At 69.7% G+C, this 19,550-nt stretch carries 15 protein-coding genes; 10 read left to right on the forward strand and 5 right to left on the reverse strand.

The window, feature by feature from the left end:
• From OG698_RS16620 to OG698_RS16650, 7 genes are all read left to right on the forward strand, one after another.
• Nucleotides 1–414 carry a roadblock/LC7 domain-containing protein gene (locus OG698_RS16620; RefSeq protein WP_067164664.1) on the forward strand — a complete coding sequence of 138 codons (414 nt, stop codon included), beginning with the start codon at nt 1–3 and terminating at the stop codon, nt 412–414.
• A 110-nt stretch (nt 415–524) separates the two neighbouring features.
• A complete protein-coding gene (locus tag OG698_RS16625; RefSeq protein WP_100595020.1) occupies nt 525–935 on the forward strand; it encodes a DUF742 domain-containing protein in 411 nt (136 codons plus the stop codon).
• Nucleotides 916–1,497: an ATP/GTP-binding protein gene (locus tag OG698_RS16630; protein ID WP_100595019.1), complete on the forward strand. Its 582-nt coding sequence runs from the start codon at nt 916–918 to the stop codon at nt 1,495–1,497. Before OG698_RS16625 ends, OG698_RS16630 begins: the two co-directional genes overlap by 20 nt.
• 367 nt (nt 1,498–1,864) lie before the next feature.
• Nucleotides 1,865–5,110, forward strand: coding sequence for a nitrate- and nitrite sensing domain-containing protein (locus tag OG698_RS16635; RefSeq protein WP_406103745.1), 3,246 nt, complete (start codon nt 1,865–1,867; stop codon nt 5,108–5,110).
• Nucleotides 5,111–5,120: 10 nt separating this feature from the next.
• A complete protein-coding gene (locus OG698_RS16640; protein WP_100595178.1) occupies nt 5,121–5,534 on the forward strand; it encodes a roadblock/LC7 domain-containing protein in 414 nt (137 codons plus the stop codon).
• Between the two features lie 93 nt (nt 5,535–5,627).
• Complete coding sequence (locus OG698_RS16645; protein ID WP_362904747.1) at nt 5,628–6,224, forward strand: DUF742 domain-containing protein; 597 nt, start codon at nt 5,628–5,630, stop codon at nt 6,222–6,224.
• Nucleotides 6,205–6,786, forward strand: coding sequence for an ATP/GTP-binding protein (locus OG698_RS16650; RefSeq protein WP_054239772.1), 582 nt, complete (start codon nt 6,205–6,207; stop codon nt 6,784–6,786). The genes OG698_RS16645 and OG698_RS16650 overlap by 20 nt, the downstream gene beginning before the upstream one ends.
• 111 nt (nt 6,787–6,897) lie before the next feature.
• Here OG698_RS16650 and OG698_RS16655 read toward each other — a convergent pair whose 3' ends face one another.
• The 5 genes from OG698_RS16655 to OG698_RS16675 all read right to left on the reverse strand — a co-directional run bounded on the left by OG698_RS16655 (nt 6,898) and on the right by OG698_RS16675 (nt 15,781).
• Entirely contained in the window at nt 6,898–7,092 is a 195-nt protein-coding gene (locus OG698_RS16655; protein WP_326773951.1) for an acyl-CoA carboxylase epsilon subunit, read from the reverse strand.
• A gap of 22 nt (nt 7,093–7,114) precedes the next feature.
• Nucleotides 7,115–8,716: an acyl-CoA carboxylase subunit beta gene (locus OG698_RS16660; protein ID WP_100595015.1), complete on the reverse strand. Its 1,602-nt coding sequence runs from the start codon at nt 8,714–8,716 to the stop codon at nt 7,115–7,117.
• Nucleotides 8,717–8,870: 154 nt separating this feature from the next.
• Nucleotides 8,871–11,222, reverse strand: coding sequence for a polysaccharide lyase 8 family protein (locus tag OG698_RS16665; RefSeq protein ID WP_406103749.1), 2,352 nt, complete (start codon nt 11,220–11,222; stop codon nt 8,871–8,873).
• A 92-nt stretch (nt 11,223–11,314) separates the two neighbouring features.
• Nucleotides 11,315–15,154: an endo-alpha-N-acetylgalactosaminidase family protein gene (locus OG698_RS16670; RefSeq protein WP_406103751.1), complete on the reverse strand. Its 3,840-nt coding sequence runs from the start codon at nt 15,152–15,154 to the stop codon at nt 11,315–11,317.
• 117 nt (nt 15,155–15,271) lie between these two features.
• Nucleotides 15,272–15,781 carry a hypothetical protein gene (locus OG698_RS16675; RefSeq protein ID WP_406103753.1) on the reverse strand — a complete coding sequence of 170 codons (510 nt, stop codon included), beginning with the start codon at nt 15,779–15,781 and terminating at the stop codon, nt 15,272–15,274.
• A 244-nt stretch (nt 15,782–16,025) separates the two neighbouring features.
• On the opposite strand from OG698_RS16675, the gene OG698_RS16680 reads away from it, so the two are divergent.
• The 3 genes from OG698_RS16680 (at nt 16,026) to OG698_RS16690 (ending at nt 19,453) form a co-directional block, all read left to right on the forward strand.
• Entirely contained in the window at nt 16,026–16,631 is a 606-nt protein-coding gene (locus OG698_RS16680) for a YceI family protein (RefSeq protein WP_406103755.1), read from the forward strand.
• Between the two features lie 358 nt (nt 16,632–16,989).
• Entirely contained in the window at nt 16,990–18,456 is a 1,467-nt protein-coding gene (locus tag OG698_RS16685) for an APC family permease (protein WP_406103757.1), read from the forward strand.
• Between the two features lie 76 nt (nt 18,457–18,532).
• Nucleotides 18,533–19,453: a hypothetical protein gene (locus OG698_RS16690; RefSeq protein WP_406103759.1), complete on the forward strand. Its 921-nt coding sequence runs from the start codon at nt 18,533–18,535 to the stop codon at nt 19,451–19,453.
• Nucleotides 19,454–19,550 lie beyond the last annotated feature (97 nt).

Here is a 19,550-nt window from a genome sequence, read left to right on the forward strand (position 1 = left end):
ATGAGCCAGGCGGCACAGAACCTGAACTGGTTGATCACCAACTTCGTGGACAACACGCCGGGGGTCTCCCACACCGTCGTCGTGTCCGCGGACGGCCTGCTGCTCGCCATGTCGGAGGGGTTCCCCCGGGACCGCGCCGACCAGCTGGCCGCCGTCGCTTCGGGCCTCACCTCGCTGACCGCGGGTGCGTCCCGGATCTTCGAGGGCGGCACGGTGGCCCAGACCGTGGTGGAGATGGAGCGTGGCTTCCTCTTCCTCATGTCGGTCTCGGACGGCTCGTCGCTCGCGGTGCTCGCGCACCCCGAGTGCGACATCGGCCTGGTCGGCTACGAGATGGCGCTGCTCGTGGACCGTGCGGGTTCCGTACTCACCCCCGATCTGCGCGCCGAACTGCAGGGCAGCCTGCTGCACTAGTCACGCCCTCCCCCACACGCACGTACGACCGCACCGTCAGGCCGTCACCATCCCCCCACCGGCCCCGTCAGACGGCACGCAGACCACCTGCTGTCCCGCCCGGAGGATCCATGACCCCGCCCACCGCCTCTCACGACCCGTACGGCGTATCTCCGCACGCCTCGTACGGTCCTGAAGGCGACCAGCCGCTGGTGCGTCCTTATGCGATGACCGGTGGCCGGACACGGCCGCGCTACCAGCTCGCCATCGAGGCGCTCGTCAGCACGACCGCCGACCCGGCCCAGCTGATAGGGCTGCTCCCCGAGCACCAGCGCATCTGCCACCTGTGCCGAGAGGTCAAGTCGGTGGCGGAGGTGTCGGCCCTGCTGTCGATGCCTCTCGGTGTGGCCCGGATCCTCGTCGCGGACCTGGCGGAAGCGGGAATGGTGGCCATCCACCAGCCCGGTGGCGACGAGAACGCAGGCGGCCAGCCCGACGTGACACTGCTCGAAAGGGTGCTCAGTGGACTTCGCAAGCTCTAACGGCGGAGGCGGCCGTTCCACCACGTCCGCGAAGATCGTGGTGGCGGGCGGCTTCGGCGTCGGCAAGACCACGTTCGTGGGCGCCGTCTCCGAGATCAACCCGCTGCGCACCGAGGCCGTCATGACGTCCGCGTCCGCGGGCATCGACGACCTCACCCACACCGGGGACAAGACCACCACCACGGTGGCGATGGACTTCGGCCGCATCACGCTCGACCAGGACCTGATCCTGTACCTCTTCGGTACACCCGGTCAGGACCGCTTCTGGTTCATGTGGGACGACCTGGTCCGCGGCGCGATCGGCGCGATCGTGCTCGTCGACACCCGCCGTCTCGCCGACTGCTTCCCCGCCGTCGACTACTTCGAGAACTCCGGGCTGCCCTTCGTCGTCGCCCTCAACGGCTTCGAGGGTCACCAGCCCTACACGCCCGACGAGGTGCGCGAGGCACTCCAGATCGGCCCGGACACCCCGATCATCACCACGGACGCCCGACACCGTGCGGATGCAAAGAGTGGCCTGATCACGCTGGTCGAGCACGCGCTGATGGCCCGCCTGAAGTAGTTCTGCCGCCGAAAATCCGGCCACCAAGTGGCTAGATCCATACGGCAGTTGTCGTAGTGCGCCCGGAGGCCGCTGTGTCCTTTGACACGGTCGGCCTCCGTGTTCATAACGTTTCGACAGAGAATTCCGGGGCCGCCGACACAGGTCGCGCACACCCGGTTCCACTGCGCGCACAAGAGCCCCGCCTTTTGGCGGGGCTCGCTCTTTATGACCGTTTTATCTGGGGCATGGGTCACTCGGAGGTTCCGGTTCCCAGTGTTTGGAAGAGAACCGCCTGACGTGCTGGAATGCGCTGAACTGCCCAGTAGGTAAGGGCCTGGAGACAGCGGCACAGCGTAGGTGCCGACGCCGAGAGGTTGTTGGTCGAGTGAGGCGAAGCAAGAACAGTCCCGAGCCGTCGTCGGCGCGGGGCAACTTCACCCCGCCGCCGCGTGCAGCGGCGCCGGCCGCGCATGTGCCACGGGACGAGCAGCCCCCGGCGCCGTCCGGCGGCCGGATGTCGCCGCGCAACTGGCGTGTGCCCACCAAGCTGAACGCGATCCTGCTCATACCCGTACTCGTGGGTCTGATCATGGGTGGCTTCCAGGTGAAGGGCTCGATCGACACCTGGAACGAGGCCAGGGACGCGGAGAACACCGCGCGTCTGGTGCAGGCGTCCCTGACGTACGCCAACAGCCTGATCGAGGAGCGCGACATCTCCGCGGCTCCTCTGCTGCTCGGCCACAAGAACGACCCGAAGGTCGTCAAGGCCCGCGAGGCGACGAACGAGGCCGCCGACGCCTTCGACGCCGCCGCGAAGAACATGCCGGCCAAGGAAGGCCTGGAGCGCCGCCTCACGCAGTTCCGTCAGGTCGAGCCCGGCCTGGAGAAGCTGCGGGCCGACGCGTACACGAGCAAGCTCCCCGCCGTGCAGACCGAAGAGCACTACGTCGGCATCCAGCACCCGCTGATGGAGTTCGCCAACGAACTCGGCCTCGGCACCGGAAACATCACGAGCTACGGCCGCACGGTCTACGCGATCTCGCTCTCCAAGGCCGCGCTCTCACTGGAGCGGTCCATCGGTATGCACCTGCTGGTCAAGCCGGGCCCGACGGCCGAGACCTTCGGCAAGCAGAAGATCGCGCTCTCCTCCTACGCGTACCTCGAGGGCATCGCCGTCGAGGAGTACAAGGGCGGCGGCACGCAGGCCGACGTCGACAAGCTCGAAGCCGCCAAGAAGCAGCTGGCGATCGACGGCGAGAAGCAGGCCAAGCAGGCCGCCGCCGAAGCGAAGGCGAAGGGCCAGCCGTTCGTCGCGCCGCCGAGCGACCCCACTGAGATGGTGGCCTACATCTCGACGCTGCCCACCACGCAGCCGAGCGCCCGCCTCGCCATCGCGCAGAAGGGCGTCACCAAGGAGAGCTGGTGGGCGGTCAACACCGCCAAGTTCAACGCGTACCGCACCATCGAGTCCGACCTCGCCGACAAGGCGGTGAACGAGGCCGCCGGCATCGCCGACGACGCCAAGCAGTCCACGTTCGTCACCGGTGCGGTCGTCCTGGTCGCCCTGCTCGCCGCGTTCGCGCTGGCCGGGATGATGGCGCGCCAGATGAGCCGCTCGATGCGCCGACTGCGCACCGCCGCCTTCGACGTCGCCGAGCAGCGCCTGCCGATGCTCGTCGACCAGCTCTCGCGCACCGACCCGGGCCGCGTCGACACCCGTGTCCAGCCCATCCCGATCAACTCCACGGACGAGATCGGCGAAGTCGCCCGTGCCTTCGACCAGGTGCACCGCGAGGCCGTCCGCCTCGCCGCCGAGCAGGCCCTGCTCCGCGGCAACATCAACGCGATCTTCACCAACCTGTCGCGCCGCAACCAGTCCCTGATCGAGGGACAGCTGACCCTCATCACGGACCTGGAGAACAACGAGGCCGAGCCGGACCAGCTGGAGAACCTCTTCCGCCTGGACCACCTCGCGACCCGTATGCGCCGCAACGGCGAGAACCTCCTGGTCCTCGCCGGCGAGGAGCCGGGCCGCCGCTGGGACCAGCCGGTCCCGCTGGTCGACGTCCTGCGCGCCGCCTCCTCCGAGGTGGAGCAGTACGAGCGCATCGAGCTGTCGGGTGTGCCGGAGGCCGAGATCCACGGCCGTTCGGTGACCGACCTCGTGCACCTGCTCGCCGAGCTCCTGGAGAACGCCACCACGTTCTCCTCGCCGCAGACCAAGGTCCGCGTCACCGCGACCCGTCTCCCCGACGGCCGCGTCATGGTCGAGATCCACGACAAGGGCATCGGCCTCACCGCCGAGGACTTCGCGGACATCAACCACAAGCTGGCCAACCCGCCGACGGTGGACGCCGCGATCTCGCAGCGCATGGGCCTGTTCGTGGTCGGCCGCCTGTCCGACCGGCACGGCATCCGCGTCCAGCTGCGCCCCTCGGGCGAGCAGGCCGGCACGACGTCGCTCGTCATGCTGCCCGACGTCATCACCCACGGTGGCAGCGGCGAGCACCTCCCCGAGTCCGAGTTCACCGTCTCGTCGATGATCCCGTCGCAGTCGGCGTACGAGCCGGCCCCGCTGCGCACCGCCGCGGAGCTCGGCTTCGACGACAGCCGCTACGGCGAGGCCCCCGACGACCTGCACGACCTGGACCCGGTCGGCCGTTCGCTGATGCGCGAGGAGCGCCGCGCGGCCCTGGAGGCCCAGGCGCACACCGGTGAGCCGGGCGACGACCGCCCCCTGTTCCGCGACGAGATCGCGGCGGCGCAGGGGCAGGACCCGTACGAGCAGCAGCAGGCCACCTACGCTCCGGCGCAGCCCGCGTACGACAACCGTCAGCAGCAGGCGTACGAGGATCCCTCGTCCGTCTATGCGCAGGGCCAGCAGACGTACGACGAGCAGCCGCAAAACGGCTCCTACAACGACTCGTTCTTCGCGCCGCAGGACGGCTACGCGTCCCAGGACGCCTATACGGAACCCGTCCAGGCGACGTACTCGGCCTTCGGTGATTCGCCGCTGCGCGGCTCGCAGCAGGGCGGCTGGCAGGCGCAGGACGGCTTCCAGGAGTCCTACCGGTCCGAGCACAACGCACAAGCGGAATCCGCGCAGCGCGCTGACGCCGGTCAGCAGGAGCGCGTAGGCTTCGACCCGCACGGTCCCGCGGCGCCGGCCGGGCCCACCCCGTCCGCCGCGCGTTCGCTCACCGACTCCGGTCTTCCGATGCGCGGTTCGGGCGGGCAGCAGCGCCAGGCCCCGGCGGCGACGCCGGCGCCCGACCGTGGCGACAACACCACCCAGGACAACGGCAGCGGCGACGGCAGCGGCCCCGACGACTGGCGTTCGTCCAACGACGAGCGCTGGGTCCGCGCGGAGCAGCTCCGGAAGCCCAAGGCGGGCGGAGTCACCTCCTCCGGTCTGCCGCGCCGGGTGCCCAAGGCCAACCTGGTCGAGGGCACGGCGGAATCGACCCCGCAGGGCGGCCCCCAGGTCTCCCGCGCGCCTGAGGACGTCAGGGGCAGGCTGAGCAACCTGCGCCGTGGCGTGCAGCGGGGACGCGAAGCAGGAAGTGACACGAACGGCCAGGCCACGAATCAGCACAGTGGTCCTGACAGCACCTACAACCAGGAGCGTTAGTGTGAGCCCGATGAGCCAGGCGGCACAGAACCTGAACTGGTTGATCACCAACTTCGTGGACAACACCCCTGGGGTGTCCCACACGGTGGTGGTCTCCGCCGACGGACTCCTTCTGGCGATGTCCGAAGGGTTCCCGCGTGACCGTGCCGACCAGTTGGCGGCCGTCGCGTCGGGACTTACCTCGCTGACCGCGGGCGCGTCCCGCATCTTCGAGGGCGGCAGCGTGAACCAGACAGTTGTGGAGATGGAGCGAGGATTCCTCTTCCTTATGTCCATCTCCGACGGTTCTTCCCTCGCCGTCCTCGCACACCCGGAGGCGGACATTGGCCTCGTCGGGTACGAGATGGCACTTCTTGTCGACCGCGCGGGGACGGTTCTCACTCCCGACCTGCGGGCCGAGCTTCAGGGGAGCCTTCTCAACTGACAGACAGACGGTGCGATTTCGCGTTCCGTAGCCGTAAGGTTTCGGGACGCGGCTCCACGGTGATGGTGCCCGGCACAGTTGGAGGAGGAAAGCGTGGCTGGTTCTGCAACACCCCCGAGCGGTTCATCGGCGAACTGGTCCTACGGGCCTGGCCAGGGTCAGGGTCAGGGGCAGGGTGACGCGCCGAACCGGTACAACTTCCCCTCCGCGCCGAGCCACCGGCGACAGCCGTACGCGCCCCCGCACCCGCCGCAGCCGCGGCAGCCGGGGCCGTACGACCAGCCGTCGGCACCGCGCATCCAGCCCGTGCAGCCGCAGCGGCGCCCCGACAGCCCCGCACCGGCCGCCAACAATCCCCTGGTGCGTCCCTACGCCATGACGGGTGGCCGCACCAGGCCGCGCTACCAGCTCGCCATCGAGGCGCTGGTGCACACCACCGCGCAGCCGCACCAGTTGCAGGGCCAGTTGCCCGAGCACCAGCGGATCTGCACCCTCTGCCGAGAGATCAAGTCAGTGGCCGAAGTCTCGGCCCTGCTCAGCATCCCCCTCGGCGTGGCCAGGATTCTCGTCGCCGACTTGGCGGAGGCGGGCCTGGTCGCCATTCATCAGCCCGGCGGCGAAGAGAACGCCGGCGGCCAGCCAGACGTGACTTTGCTCGAAAGGGTGCTCAGTGGACTTCGCAAGCTCTAGCGGAGGGCCTTCCCGCTCCACCACGTCCGCGAAGATCGTGGTGGCGGGCGGCTTCGGCGTCGGCAAGACGACCTTCGTGGGCGCCGTCTCGGAGATCAACCCTCTGCGCACCGAGGCCGTCATGACGTCCGCGTCCGCGGGCATCGACGACCTCACCCACACCGGGGACAAGACGACGACCACCGTCGCCATGGACTTCGGCCGCATCACCCTGGACCAGGACCTGATCCTGTACCTCTTCGGTACACCCGGTCAGGACCGCTTCTGGTTCATGTGGGACGACCTGGTCCGCGGCGCGATCGGCGCGATCGTGCTCGTCGACACCCGCCGTCTCGCCGACTGCTTCCCCGCCGTCGACTACTTCGAGAACTCCGGGCTGCCCTTCGTCGTCGCCCTCAACGGCTTCGACGGCAGCCAGCCGTACCAGCCGGACGAGGTCCGTGAGGCGCTGCAGATCGGTCCGGACACCCCGATCATCACGACCGACGCCCGTCACCGCGCGGATGCGAAGTCGGCGCTCATCACGCTCGTGGAGCACGCGCTGATGGCCCGCCTCCGGTAGCCTCCGGCGCCTCCAGGCATGGAAAAGCCCCCGGGACCCTTTGGGTCACCGGGGGCTTTTTCGCGCTGTGGGCCCGTCCTGAGAGGCCGGACGGGCCGCGTGCCCGCTGCCCTAGCCCTGCCAGCTGTGCGGGGCGCGGAAGCCGTGCTGGCGCTCCAGGCGGCGCCAGCCGGCCTTGTCGCGGCCGCGCAGGGCGGGGCTGTCGGTCGATGCGGCGGCGGCGCGGGCCAGCAGGATCGCGGTCAGGGCCGCGACCTCCTCGGGCTCGGCGTGGCCCTTCTCAACGCGGATGTCGTGTGCAGACATGTGCAGTGATCTCCTTGTGGGGTTACTGCGGAGGGTTGCCGTGCTTGCGCGAAGGCAGGTCGGCGTGCTTCGTGCGGAGCATCGCGAGGGAGCGGATGAGCACCTCGCGGGTCTCGGCGGGGTCGATGACGTCGTCGACCAGGCCACGCTCTGCCGCGTAGTACGGGTGCATGAGCTCGGCCTTGTACTCCTTGACCATGCGGGTGCGCATGGCCTCGGGGTCCTCGGCCTCGGCGATCTGACGGCGGAAGATGACGTTGGCGGCGCCCTCGGCGCCCATCACGGCGATCTCGTTGGTGGGCCAGGCGTAGGTGAGGTCGGCACCGATCGACTGCGAGTCCATGACGATGTAGGCACCTCCGTACGCCTTGCGCAGGATGAGGGAGATCCGGGGCACGGTGGCGTTGCAGTACGCGTACAGCAGCTTGGCGCCGTGCCGGATGATCCCGCCGTGCTCCTGGTCGACACCGGGCAGGAACCCGGGAACGTCGAGGAGAGTCACGATCGGAATATTGAAAGCGTCGCACATCTGGACGAAGCGGGCAGCTTTTTCACTGGCCTCGATGTCCAGGACGCCCGCGAGGGACGAGGGCTGGTTGGCGACGATGCCGACGACCTGGCCGTCCAGGCGGGCCAGGGCGCAGATGATGTTGCGCGCCCAGCGCTCGTGGATCTCGAGGTAGTCGCCGTCGTCGACGAGCTCCTCGATGACCTTGGCCATGTCGTACGGGCGGTTGCCGTCCGCCGGGACCAGGTCCAGCAGGACTTCCGAGCGGCGCTCGGCGGGGTCCTCCGAGGCCACGGTCGGCGGGTTCTCACGGTTGTTGGAGGGCAGCATCGAGACGAGGTACCGGACCTCTGCGATGCAGGTCTCCTCGTCGTCGTACGCGAAGTGGCAGACGCCCGAGGTCTCGGCGTGCACGTCCGCGCCGCCCAGGCCGTTCTGGGTGATCTCCTCGCCGGTGACCGCCTTGACGACGTCCGGTCCGGTGATGAACATCTGCGAGGTCTCGCGGACCATGAAGACGAAGTCGGTGAGGGCGGGGCTGTAGGCCGCACCGCCCGCGCACGGGCCGAGCATCACGCTGATCTGCGGGATGACGCCGGACGCCTTGGTGTTGCGCTGGAAGATGCCGCCGTAACCGGCGAGGGCGGAGACGCCCTCCTGGATACGGGCGCCCGCGCCGTCGTTGAGGGAGACCAGGGGAGCACCCGCCGCGATGGCCATGTCCATGATCTTGTGGATCTTCGTGGCGTGGGCCTCGCCCAGGGCGCCGCCGAAGATCCGGAAGTCGTGCGCGTAGACGAAGACCGTGCGGCCCTCGACCGTGCCCCAGCCGGTGATGACACCGTCGGTGTAGGGCTTCTTGGCCTCCAGGCCGAAACCCGTCGCCCGGTGCCGGCGCAGCTGCTCGACCTCGTTGAACGATCCCGCATCGAGCAGCAGCTCGATCCGCTCACGCGCGGTCAGCTTGCCCTTCGCGTGCTGGGCCTCGGTCGCCTTGTCGCTGGGCCCGCGCAGCGCCTGCTCACGAATCGCGTGCAACTCGGCCACGCGTCCACGCGCGTCGGTGGGCTCATCCCCGGGGGAACCGGCTGAGGCGGTGTCGTCCAAAACGGTCATGTAGCGACCTTACGAAGGCGACCAAGCAAAACGGGCCGTCGACTCCGTACAGTCTCCGGCCCGTTTTCCTGGTACCCCCGAACAGAACGCCATCGCCATGCAGGCGAAGTGACTGCTCAGGGCCCTGCTGTCTTGTAGGGGTCACACAAATGGGTCAGTTGAGAGTCACCTCACACCGATGGCCCACACATGCCGTCCCCGGAGTGACGCGCAGCCGCAGCCTACGGCCCGTGGCGACCACTTCGACCGAGGGGTCGTGGCTGACGACACTGCGCACGGGCCGGTCCCAGGTGATGTCCACGGGCTCCCCCGTGCGCGGCGGTTCGCTGATGGTCAGCGTCGCGGTGCGCCCCTTCCTGCGCAGGAGGACGCTCGCGGGAGCCGACACCGTGAGCTCGCCCGCGCTTCCCGCCGCCCAGAAGTTCGCCGCGCTCACGCCGAGGGAGGGCACGGTGATCGCCTGGGCGGCCGCCGTGTTGGCGAGGACCGACAGCCAGTGGCGGTCGCCCGCGCGCCGCGCGAGGTCGTGCTTCGAGGCGCCCGGCATCAGCAGATAGGTGTACGCGGCGTCGGTGGGGTCCGTGCCGTGGTCGAGCCAGAGCGTCTGCCAGCGGCGGGTGCGGCGCTCGGTGGAGCTGGTGGTGTTGATGTCGGACCAGGCGCCCGTGCGGTCCTCGCGCAGGTGCCGCAGCGGGGTGCCGCCCGGGAAGACCCAGCCGCCGTGACCCTCCAGGTGGGCCCAGCGGGCGCGGGCGCCGCCGTCGACGGTGAAGGCCTGGGTGCCGCCCTCGCCGAGGTTGCGGTTGTCGACGACGGTCTCCACGGGGACACCGTCGGCCGCCGTGATCCCGGCGCCCAGGCACACCACGGTGTCGGCGAGGCAGAACCACGACTTGCGGGCCTGGAGCGTCGAGCCGAGGCCCTTGACGTGCTGTCCGACGGCGGCGAACTCGCCGTCAGTGGCGCCGCCCACCCACTTCACATCGGGCCGGGCCGCCCCCCACTCGCCGCCGGCCTTGTCGGCGAGGCGCTTGGTGGAGACGGTCGTGCCGGGCAGCCGGTAGAAGTCGACGGTCGGCCAGAACCAGTCCGTGTACTGATCGGACCGGCCGCCGCGCTTCCCGGAGGCCCACCAGGAGAGCATGCCGGCGCCCGTGTGCCAGCCGCGCGGGTTCTCGCCGTTGCCGCACTCGTAGTACGCGATCCGGTCCGAGGACATGGAGATGTTCGCGGCGAAGCCGGGGCGCTTGTGCACCGCGCGGTCCATGCCGGCGAACAACTGGTGGCCGACGGGCTCGGGCGCGGCCGCGACGGCGGAGTCCGCGACGGCGTGCAGCCGCGACAGGTCGGCGACCCCGAACTGCCTGGCGGTCAGCAGGGGCGTGACCGTGTCCCGCTCGATCCAGCCCTTGATCCGCCCGTGCCAGCGCTCGCGCTCGGCCGCGCTCGCGCCGGCGGCGAGCTGCGCCATGGCGGCGATCAGGCCCTGGCCGTGGAAATGGTCACTGCGCATGACCTTGAGGTCGTCGCCGTTGAGGTAACCGCGGCTGATGGCACGGCCGTTGACGCTGTCCATCATCAGGCCGTCGAACAGGAGCGGGGCGTAGGCGTGCTCGACGCTGTCGAGGATGATCTGCCGGTTCGGGTCGGTGACGGCCCACGTGGACCCGGCGAGCAGCGCGAAGAGGCGGCCGAGCCCGTCGAGCATGACCTGTCCGTAGGTGCCCGAGTAGGCGATGTACGTGTGCTGGATGAACGAGCCGTCGGCGTAGAGGCCGTCCCCCTTGGTGACGTAGGGGAAGACGGGCGAGAGGGCGTCGCGGGCCAGGGCCGTCTTGTCGGCGTTCCTGCCGAGGATGCCGCGCAGGGCGACCGAGCGGCACAGGTCGACGCGGTTGGCGCCGGTGGAGGTGCCCGAGTAGTCGCGCAGGACCGCGTCGGGAATGAAGTGGTCGACGGCGGCGAAGGCGGCGTCGCGCCGGTCCTGCGTGAGGTGGTCGTAGAGGACGGCGACGATGTCCATCAGGAGGCGGGGGCTGCCGATCTGCCACTCCCACCAGTTCCCGTATCGCGTGGTGGTCGCGTTGTAGACGGTCGCGGCGAGGTGGTCGAGGCCCTTGACGATGTCCGCGAGCAGGCCCGCGTCGCCGGTCGACCCCGTGCCTTCCTGGGCGTACGCCTGGGTCATCGTCCACAGGCGGTTGTAGCCCTGGGTGATGCCGGCCGGCGGGTCGAAGGGGTAGCCCGGCCAGAGGGAGGTGGCGGTCGGGGCCATCGTCGCTCTGAAGCCGCGGGCGAGTTCCCCGAGTTCCTTCAGGCGCGAGGCGTAGGGCTCGGCGGTGGCGTCGTAGCCGGTGCCGAGGGAGATCTCCAGCCATCGCTCGCGCAGGGTGTCGAACTCGTCGTCGGAAGCGTCCGAGGCGTCGGCGGCATGGGCGGGCGGGGCAAGTGCCGCCCCCGCCAGGAGAGTTGACGCGATGAGGAACGTGCGGCGCGTGGGTGTCATGGGGTTGCACCTAATCAGTCGTAGAAAGCGCTGTCTACGGTGGGCGCGGAAGGGGCCCCGCCGCTGGGAGCGGGGCCCCGGGCGCGGTGGGATCAACTACCGCAGTGGAAGCGGGCGTCGCCCCAGTCGGCGTGGTCGTTGCCCGGGCCGTCGCCGCCGTCGCCCGTGATCAGGTCGACGTACTTGGCGCCGGTCACATCGGCGGTCAGGGACCAGGCGTTGTCGGCGGCCTTGAGGACCGGCGACTGAACCCTCTGGGTGCCGTCCGCCTCGACGGAGAACTGCACGCTGCCGCGCGTCCCCTGCGAGTCGTCCTGGCCCACCTCGGCGGTGAACGAGGTGCAGCGGCCGCCCAGGTAGTAGCGGATCTTCCCGGGGGACGCGGTGCCGAGGCCCTTGGCGTAGACGGTGCCGTTGACGGTCAGCGGCTTGCCGTCGCCGGCGCCGGTCTCGCCGTTCTCCAGGTCCTTCTCGGCCGGGCCCCAGCCGTTCTCCATGGCCGTCCAGTCCAGGTCACTGGCGTACGTGTCCGCGGTGGGCGGCGGCGGAAGCGTGCGCACGGTGGCGCCCGCGGTCAGCGTCCGCGCGCTGTCCCCCACGGTGTACGTCGCCTTCGAACTCAGCTGGTACGGCTGGTACTTGGCGTCGACCGGCGGGGTGACCTGCCAGGTGGCCGTCGCCTTGGCGCCGGGCGCGACCGGGTCGAGCGCCACGGGGCCGGCGGGCTCGGCCCGCCAGCCCTCGGGCAGGTCGAGCGAGAGGGACGCGCCCTTGACCTCGCTCGCCTCGTAGTTGGTGAAGGTGGCCTCGACCTTGTTCTTCTCGCCGGGCTCCAGCGTCTCGTCCGACTTCAGGGCGAGGGTGCCGCAGGCCGCCTTCTCATCGGCCGGGCCGAGGTCGGTGACGGTGAAGTCGTCGAGCACGAAGTCGGCACCGTCCGGGGCCCCTTCGACCTTGCGCAGGCCGGTCCAGGTGTCGCCGCAGCCCGCCGTGACGGTGCCCTCGTAGTGGCCCGTGGTCCGCTGCTGCCCGATCGGGGTGCTCGCGGTCTCGACCTGGTCGGGGGTGCCGTCGGCGGCGATCCGGTCGTAGCCGCTCACCCACTGGTAGGCGCCCGCGTGGCTGGACTGGTAGTCGAACGCGACCTTGTAGGCGTGCCCGTCCGCCATCGGCACGTCGGCCGGGGAGGTGCGGTAGACGACGCCGGTGTTCTCCTCGTGGGACTTCAGGGACTCGCCGCCGCCGATGACGTCGTCGATGAGCTTCCCGTTCCAGCCCGCCTGGGTGTACGGGGCGTTCTTCTGCGCGATGTGCGTGCGCGGGTCCGTGACGCCGCCGGCGTCACCCTTGTCGAAGGGGCCCCAGCCCTGGTCGACGTCCTCGAAGTCCTCGTGCACGACGGTGCCGGGCTTCGTCGCCGGGGCGTTGCCCACCAGGCGTACGTCGTCGATACGGACCTTCGCGGGCGAGCCCTTGGCGGCCTCGATCCGCAGGGTGGTGCGGCCGTTCGCGGGCGCCGTGAAGTTGACCTTCACGCGCTGCATGTAGGTGCCGCCCCAGTCGTTCGACGAGACGCCGTTCTGCAGCGTGGAGCGCTCGACGGCGACGGACCTGCCGCCCGCGGCGAGTGTCGTTCGGCGGGACTTGCCGGGCTCGACCTCGACCCAGGCGGAGGCGGTGTAGCGCTTGCCCGCGTCGAGTCCGCTCACGCGCTGCTCGATCGCGGCGGTGCCGGCACCGCTCAGCGCGGCGCTGTTGCGCCCGTGGTCGTCGGTGTCGCGCCCGACCGTGCCGTCCTTGTCCCAGGCGGCGAGGCGGGCGTCGTTGAAGCCGGGGTCCTTCACGTGCGTGCCCTCACCCCAGACCGGGTCGACGGCCTTGGGCGTCTTGTCCGCCGGGTAGAGCACGTACGGCTGCTTCGCGTCGGCCTTCAGCGTGACCTTGCCACCGGAGGCCCGCACGGTGCCGGTCTTCACACGGCCGTTGTCGGTGAGCTTGTAGACCACGTACGACGCTCCGGGCACGGCCCAGCTCGTCGTGCCACCGTCCTTGTTGTAGTGGTACAGCTTCTTGCCGCCGTCCCACGGGAGCAGGTAGGCCGTCCCGTCGAGGACCTTCCTTCCGTTGTCGTAGAAGGTGCGCCGACCGTCCTCGACCGTGCCGCGCAGCCCCCCGGTGAAGGTGATGTCGTTGCCGTTCCAGCGGGTGATCTGCTGATGCTGGAGGAACTTGGCGGGCAGGTCGCGCTGCCAGACGTTGTCGTAGAAGGCGTTCCAGTCGTTCTCGCCGGTCCAGCCCTCGAACTCGTCGATGGCGCTCTGACCGAGGACCGGGTCGCTGTTCCAGACGTCCTTCTCGCCGTTGCGGATGAAGCGGATGATCTTCGAGTTGAGGCCCTTGTCGGTCTTGGGCCCGTAGTCGAGGTCGTTGGCCCAGTGCGACCACAGGGACTGGCGCTCGAACTTGTCGGCCCACTCGGAGGCCAGGTTCCAGCCCTGGGCGCGGACGGCCTCGGCGGTCTTCTCGGCGATCCAGCCGTGCGTGTAGTACACGTCGAGGTAGATCGTCGTGAGGTTCGGGTCGGTCTCCTCGCGCAGTTGCCTGAACCGGGCGGCGAGGTCTCCGCTGTTGATGTCGCGGCGCTGGTCGATGTAGTAGCTCTGGTCGAGCCAGTTCCAGCCCGGGGCCTTTGGGTCGACGAGGTCGCCGGTGAAGTGCTTGGCGACGGGGTACGCCTCGGTGGCGTTCACGTGCACGGCGAAGCTGGTGCCGAACTTCTTGCCGCCCTTGAGCAGCTTGTTGAGGTCGTTGAGGCCGCCGGCGCGCTTGTTGATGTTGCCGCCGTAGTCGGGGTGCGCGGAGTCGTGGCCCTCGGAGGCGTAGCCCTTGAGCAGGGCGAACTGGCCGAGGTTGTCGGTCGCGAGCGAGATCCGCTTGACGTCGTCGAGCGTGCGCAGGAAGGGGTGCGTGGCCTGGCTGGCGAAGTTGAAGGGAATGTGCGTGATGACCCGGTCGGGGGTGCCGTCGCTGCCCTTCGCCTGCACGCCGATCGAGTGGAAGGCGACCGCACCGTCCTGCCAGTCGACCTTGCCGTCCCCGTTCGCGTCGGGCGTGACGACGACCTTGGCCCACGGCAGGTCCTTGTCCGGCGCCGGGGCCCCTTCGCCGCGGTAGGTCCACTGGCCCGACCAGACGCCGACGCGCGTGGAGCCGTCGGCCGACTTGCGCGCCTGGTGCCAGAAGCGGGCGTGGTCCCCGCCGGTGTTGCCGCTCGGCTTGTCGTACGTGGAGTTGGACTCGACGGCGGCGGCGAGAGAGCCGGTGTTGACGATGGCGTACGAGGCGCCGACGGGCGAGGCGTCGGCCGGGGTGTCCGCCGCGACCTTGCCGAAGACGTCGGCGGTCCGCGTCGAGTCGTTGTCCAGCGTCGTGAACGCGGTCTCGGCGCCGCCCTCCGAACTGCCCACGGAGACGAGGTCGTGCCCGGGGATGTCGATCGTGCCGACCCGGAAGGCCGCGGTGTCGCGCACGGCGGTCACCTTGAAGGTCGTCGCGCGCCCGCTGACGCTCAGCGAGGCGTCGATCTCGACGCCGGCGAGGTCCGGGAAGGTCAGCGTGTACGAGGCTTTGGAGCCGGTGAGGACCGGGGCCCCCTTCGCGGCGACCGCGTACGCCTTGCCGTTCAGGGTGACCTTGTCCACCGGGCTCGTGCTGCCGAGGAGCCCGGCCCCGGAGGCGCGGTCGGTGTACGTCAGGACGCGCGGGAAGTCGTCGGCGACGGCGACGGACAGCTGCGCGGATCCGATGACGGCCTGCGCCACGGCGGGCGCGGGGTCGGCGGCGGCCGGCAGTACAGGGCCCGTGAGGGCCAACACGGCGGACGATGCGGCGGCGACGGCGACTGCGCAGGCGGCGCGAGATCTTCGTGACATAGGGGACTGGGTATCGGCGCGGGGGCGGCCGGTCAACGGACTCGGCGCTTCCGGGCGGCGGCAGTCCAACAACCACCGCCCGGAAGTCCAAGTCAGCGCCTGCGGGCGCCGGTCGGATCAGCAGCCGCCGCAGTTGTAGTAGAGGACGTCCCAGTGGTTGCCCTCGTCGGCATAGATGTTGCCGGAGCCCGACTGGTACTGCGGGGCCCCGTCGCCGCGCAGGCCGATGTACGTGAACGTGTTCTTGATGTAGCTCGTGACGCAGGTGTTCTTGCCGTAGTCGAGCTTGTAGCCGTTCCAGTGCGAGTAGGTGCCGCTCGCGTGGCCGGTCTCGGTGCCGCCGGTGATGTTCAGGGCGCAGCCGGTGGCGCGCTTGAGGGTCTGGGCGCCCTGGGCGGTGGCGAGGTTGAGCTGGTCGAAGGATGTACAGGTGGAGTTGTTGCGGTCGGAACAGCCGCCGGAGGACGACCAGGTGATGCCGACCTGGCGGAACATCGAGGTCGCGGTGGCGTGGCTGATCTTGGTGGCGGCCTGGGCGTCGGTGGCGGAGCTGAACACACCGAAGCCGGGGGCGAAGAGGGCGCCGAGTACGAGCGCGAGGGCGCTCACGACCGAGCGGATTCTCATGGGGAGGAGGTCCTTCCTGCTGGTGACCGTGCTGGCTGTGAGACGGCTGTGCAGGTGGAGCAAGGAGATAGTGCCCGAGTTCTACGCGCGTCCGCCAGAGCGCGTCGGGTGACGACACGGTGTAATCGGGAAGACACGAGTCGTTTGATGTTGAAAGTTGAACAGAACGGCGCTACAGTCATTCTCGTTGAACGTTAAACATTCAACCGACTCCCCCGCCACGCCCCGTCCCCAAGGAGCAGTCATGGGTCTCTTCGGCCGCAAGAACGACGCCACCCCCGCAGCCACCGGCACCGCCGGCCCCGACCTCGCCGCGCTGACCGGCGACTACGCCATCGACCCGGCGCACACCACGATCGGTTTCGTGGCCCGTCACGCCATGGTCACCAACGTCAAGGGCTCTTTCACCCAGTCGTCGGGCACCCTGCACCTCGACGGCGCGGACCCGGCGAAGTCGACCGCGTCGCTCGACGTCACGATGAACAGCATCGACACCGGCTCCGCCGACCGTGACACCCACCTGAAGAGCTCCGACTTCTTCAAGACGGACGAGTTCCCGACGATGACGTTCCGCTCCACCTCCGCCGAGTCCCTGGGCGGCGACGACTACCGGATCACCGGCGACCTGACGATCCTCGGCACCACCAAGCCGATCACGATCGACCTCGAGTTCAACGGCTCGGCGACGGACCCGTTCGGCAACGAGCGCGTCGGCTTCGAGGGCAAGGGCGAGATCCTGCGCTCCGAGTGGGGCCTGACCTGGAACGCGGCCCTTGAGACCGGCGGCGTCCTCGTCTCGGACAAGATCAAGCTGACCTTCGACATCTCGGCGATCAAGAACGCCGCCTGACGCTGCCGCCGCGAGCCGGACCCTCACGGCTCCCCGCACCACGAGCACGCCCGTCCTTTCCGTCCCCCGCGGACGAAGGGCGGGCTCTCGTCGTACATGGGGCCCAACCGGGGCTCAACATGGCCCAAAGCGAAGGAAGTTGAAGACTACCTTCCGGTAATCCCGTCACTTGAGACGACTCATCACTCTCCCTTCACTTGGGCATCACACGGCGCTACGCTGCGTGCGACCGCCGAGCGATCGGCTCCCGCTCGCATCGACTCCGCTCGTCCCCCAGGGGCCTCCCCCATCCCCGTCGCACCCCGGTGACGCCGCAGGGCAGGCCGTCTGCCGCTCCCCGAAAGGCGTCACCGTTCCCATGAGCACGAACAGAGGGCTTCAGGCCAATGCCCTCGGCACCTCCGACAGCATCGTGATGGCAGTGGCGGGCAGCGCGCCCGCCTATTCGATCGCCGCCACCACAGCCGTGCTGATCGGCACGGTGGGCCTCGCCGCACCGGCCGCGCTCCTCTACTGCGCGATACCCATGCTCGGCATCGCCTGGGCCTTCAACTACCTGGGCCGCCTCGACGTGAACGCGGGCGCCAGCTACTCCTGGGTCGGCCGCGCCCTGCACCCCTTCCTCGGCTTCATCAGCGGCTGGTCCCTGGTGATCTCGGCGACCATCTTCATGGTCGCGGGCTCGCTCCCGGCCGGCGCCATGACGCTCGAACTCCTCGCCCCCTCCCACGCCAGCGACACCGCGCTGGCCGCGGCCGTGGGCGCGGTCTGGTTCCTGGCCATGCTGGTCGTCGTGCTGATGGGCGCCAAGCTGACCGTCCACGCCCAGCTCCTGATGTCCGGGATCGAGCTGGTCATCCTGCTCGCGGTGGCCGTCGCCGCGCTGTTCAGCGACAACCGGGTCACCGAATTCTCCTGGTCCTGGCTGGGGTTCGGGCACTTCGACGGGGCGTCCGGGTTCGCCGCGGGCGCGCTGATCGCCGCGTTCTACTACTGGGGCTGGGACGTCACCAGCAACCTCAGCGAGGAGACCCGTAACAGCCGGAAGACCTCGGGGCTCGCCGGGCTGATCGGCGTCGGCATCGTGTTCGTGCTCTTCGAGGTCTTCACGATCACCACGAACATGCTGCTCACGCCCAAGGAGATCGCGACCAGCGACAACATCCTGGGGCTGCTCGGCGAGCGCGTACTGCCGGGCCCTGGCGGCGAGTTGCTGATCGTCGCGGTGATGCTGTCCACCATCGCCACCCTGGAGACCACGCTGATCCAGGTGACGCGCTCCCTCTTCGCGATGGGCCGCGACCGGACGCTGCCCTCCGCCCTCGGCAGGTCGCACCCGCGCCGGCACACGCCATGGGTCGCGATCGTCGTCGTCGGTGTCGTCGCCCTCGCCCTCTTCGTGGCATCGACCGCGCTCGGCTCGGTCTCGGCCGTCCTGGAGGACGCCGTCGCCGCGATCGGACTGCAGATCGCGGTCTACTACGGCCTCGCGGGCCTCGCCGTCGTCGTGGCGTACCGGAAGCTGCTGTTCAGGTCGGCGGCCAACTTCTTCTTCGGCGGTCTGTGGCCGCTGACCGGCGCGCTCTTCATGATCTGGGTGTTCGTCGAGTCGCTGGGCAGCCTGTCGGGCACGGCCGTCGTGATCGGCGTCGGCGGCATCGCCGTGGGCCTGGTCCCGATGCTCTGGTACCGCGCCAAGGGCTCCGACTACTATCGGCCCGCCCGCCTGGACGCGGCACGCTCGGAGCAGGTGCACGCCGAGTACGGGGATCAGGCGCCGGTGTACGCGGCGTCGTCCGGCGACACCCTGTCCACGGACTTCTGAGCGGCACCCCCCCCCGCCTGCGGTCCGGCCATCCGCCCCCAGGACCACCACCGACTACTGACTGGCGAGGACGCCGATGACCGTCCGTTTCGATCCCACGAACGGCGACCGGGCCCTGGCGGAGGCCCGCGCGGACATCACGATCGGTCGCTGGCAGGGACTGCCCGAGCTGTGCGCGGCGGCCGGGTCCGACTGGGACCGGCGGACCTTTCGGATGCGGCTGCTCGCCCAGGCCACCGCGGGCACGTCCGTCGCCGAGTCCTGGCACGAGTCGCAGCCGCGGAACGCCGACGCGCTGGTCCTGCGGGCCGAGACCGAGGTGATGCGGGCGTTCAACCTGGCGATGGCGGCCGGCCCGGGGAACGCGGTCGACCCGGACCAGCTGGAGCGGGCCGTGCGCACCGCGCTGCGAGCGGCGGAGGCGTTTCCCGCGGATCCGGTGCCCTGGGTCTCGCTCCTGACGGTCGCCCGCCTGTTCCCCGGCGGGCACCCGTCCATGGAGCGCTGGTGGAAGGAGCTGCACCAGCGTGACCCGTACAACCGCGAGGGCAACCACCAGGTGCTGCGCCATCTTTCGGCGCGCTGGCACGGCTCGCACGGCGTCATGTACAACTTCGCGCAGGACGTCACGGCGACCCTCGCGCCCGGGTCGCCCCTCGCCGTGCTGCCGCAGGTCGCCCGGATCGAGGAGTACCGCTACCGCGTCGAGCGGGAGGGCTCCCAGGCGATCGGCCTGCTCCAGTTCTGGAACAACGAGAACTCCGCGTCGCAGGCCCGGCGTACCTGGCACCTGTGGATCACGCAGCGGCAGTACACATACGCGCAGGACGTCGCGGACCTCAACACCCTTGCGCACGCGTCCTGTTACGCCGATCTGACCGGCGAGGCCACGCATCTCTTCCGGCTTCTCGACGGGCACGCGACCCGTGTCCCGTGGTCGTGCCACGGCGCCCCGGAGGAGATCTTCACGCGCTGGCAGTCGAAGCTCCTGGGCTGACCCGGCCTACGCAAATGTGACGTGGGCCACAAAGCTCCTCTGTGATGTCACATTCCGGCCCGTCCCTTCCGTCCAAGTGACGAGCACCCATGCGGTG

It is taken from the genome of Streptomyces sp. NBC_01003 (assembly GCF_045162695.1).
Classification (GTDB): Bacteria; Actinomycetota; Actinomycetes; order Streptomycetales; family Streptomycetaceae; genus Streptomyces.

Coding starts and splice junctions, on each gene's coding strand:
- OG698_RS16685 (WP_406103757.1), top strand. CDS start 16,990: ATGAGCACGAACAGAGGGCTTCAGGCCAATGCCCTCGGCACCTCCGAC.
- OG698_RS16690 (WP_406103759.1), top strand. CDS start 18,533: ATGACCGTCCGTTTCGATCCCACGAACGGCGACCGGGCCCTGGCGGAG.
- OG698_RS16665 (WP_406103749.1), bottom strand. CDS start 11,222: ATGACACCCACGCGCCGCACGTTCCTCATCGCGTCAACTCTCCTGGCG.
- OG698_RS16655 (WP_326773951.1), bottom strand. CDS start 7,092: ATGTCTGCACACGACATCCGCGTTGAGAAGGGCCACGCCGAGCCCGAG.
- OG698_RS16680 (WP_406103755.1), top strand. CDS start 16,026: ATGGGTCTCTTCGGCCGCAAGAACGACGCCACCCCCGCAGCCACCGGC.
- OG698_RS16640 (WP_100595178.1), top strand. CDS start 5,121: ATGAGCCAGGCGGCACAGAACCTGAACTGGTTGATCACCAACTTCGTG.
- OG698_RS16625 (WP_100595020.1), top strand. CDS start 525: ATGACCCCGCCCACCGCCTCTCACGACCCGTACGGCGTATCTCCGCAC.
- OG698_RS16660 (WP_100595015.1), bottom strand. CDS start 8,716: ATGACCGTTTTGGACGACACCGCCTCAGCCGGTTCCCCCGGGGATGAG.
- OG698_RS16675 (WP_406103753.1), bottom strand. CDS start 15,781: ATGAGAATCCGCTCGGTCGTGAGCGCCCTCGCGCTCGTACTCGGCGCC.
- OG698_RS16670 (WP_406103751.1), bottom strand. CDS start 15,154: ATGTCACGAAGATCTCGCGCCGCCTGCGCAGTCGCCGTCGCCGCCGCA.
- OG698_RS16620 (WP_067164664.1), top strand. CDS start 1: ATGAGCCAGGCGGCACAGAACCTGAACTGGTTGATCACCAACTTCGTG.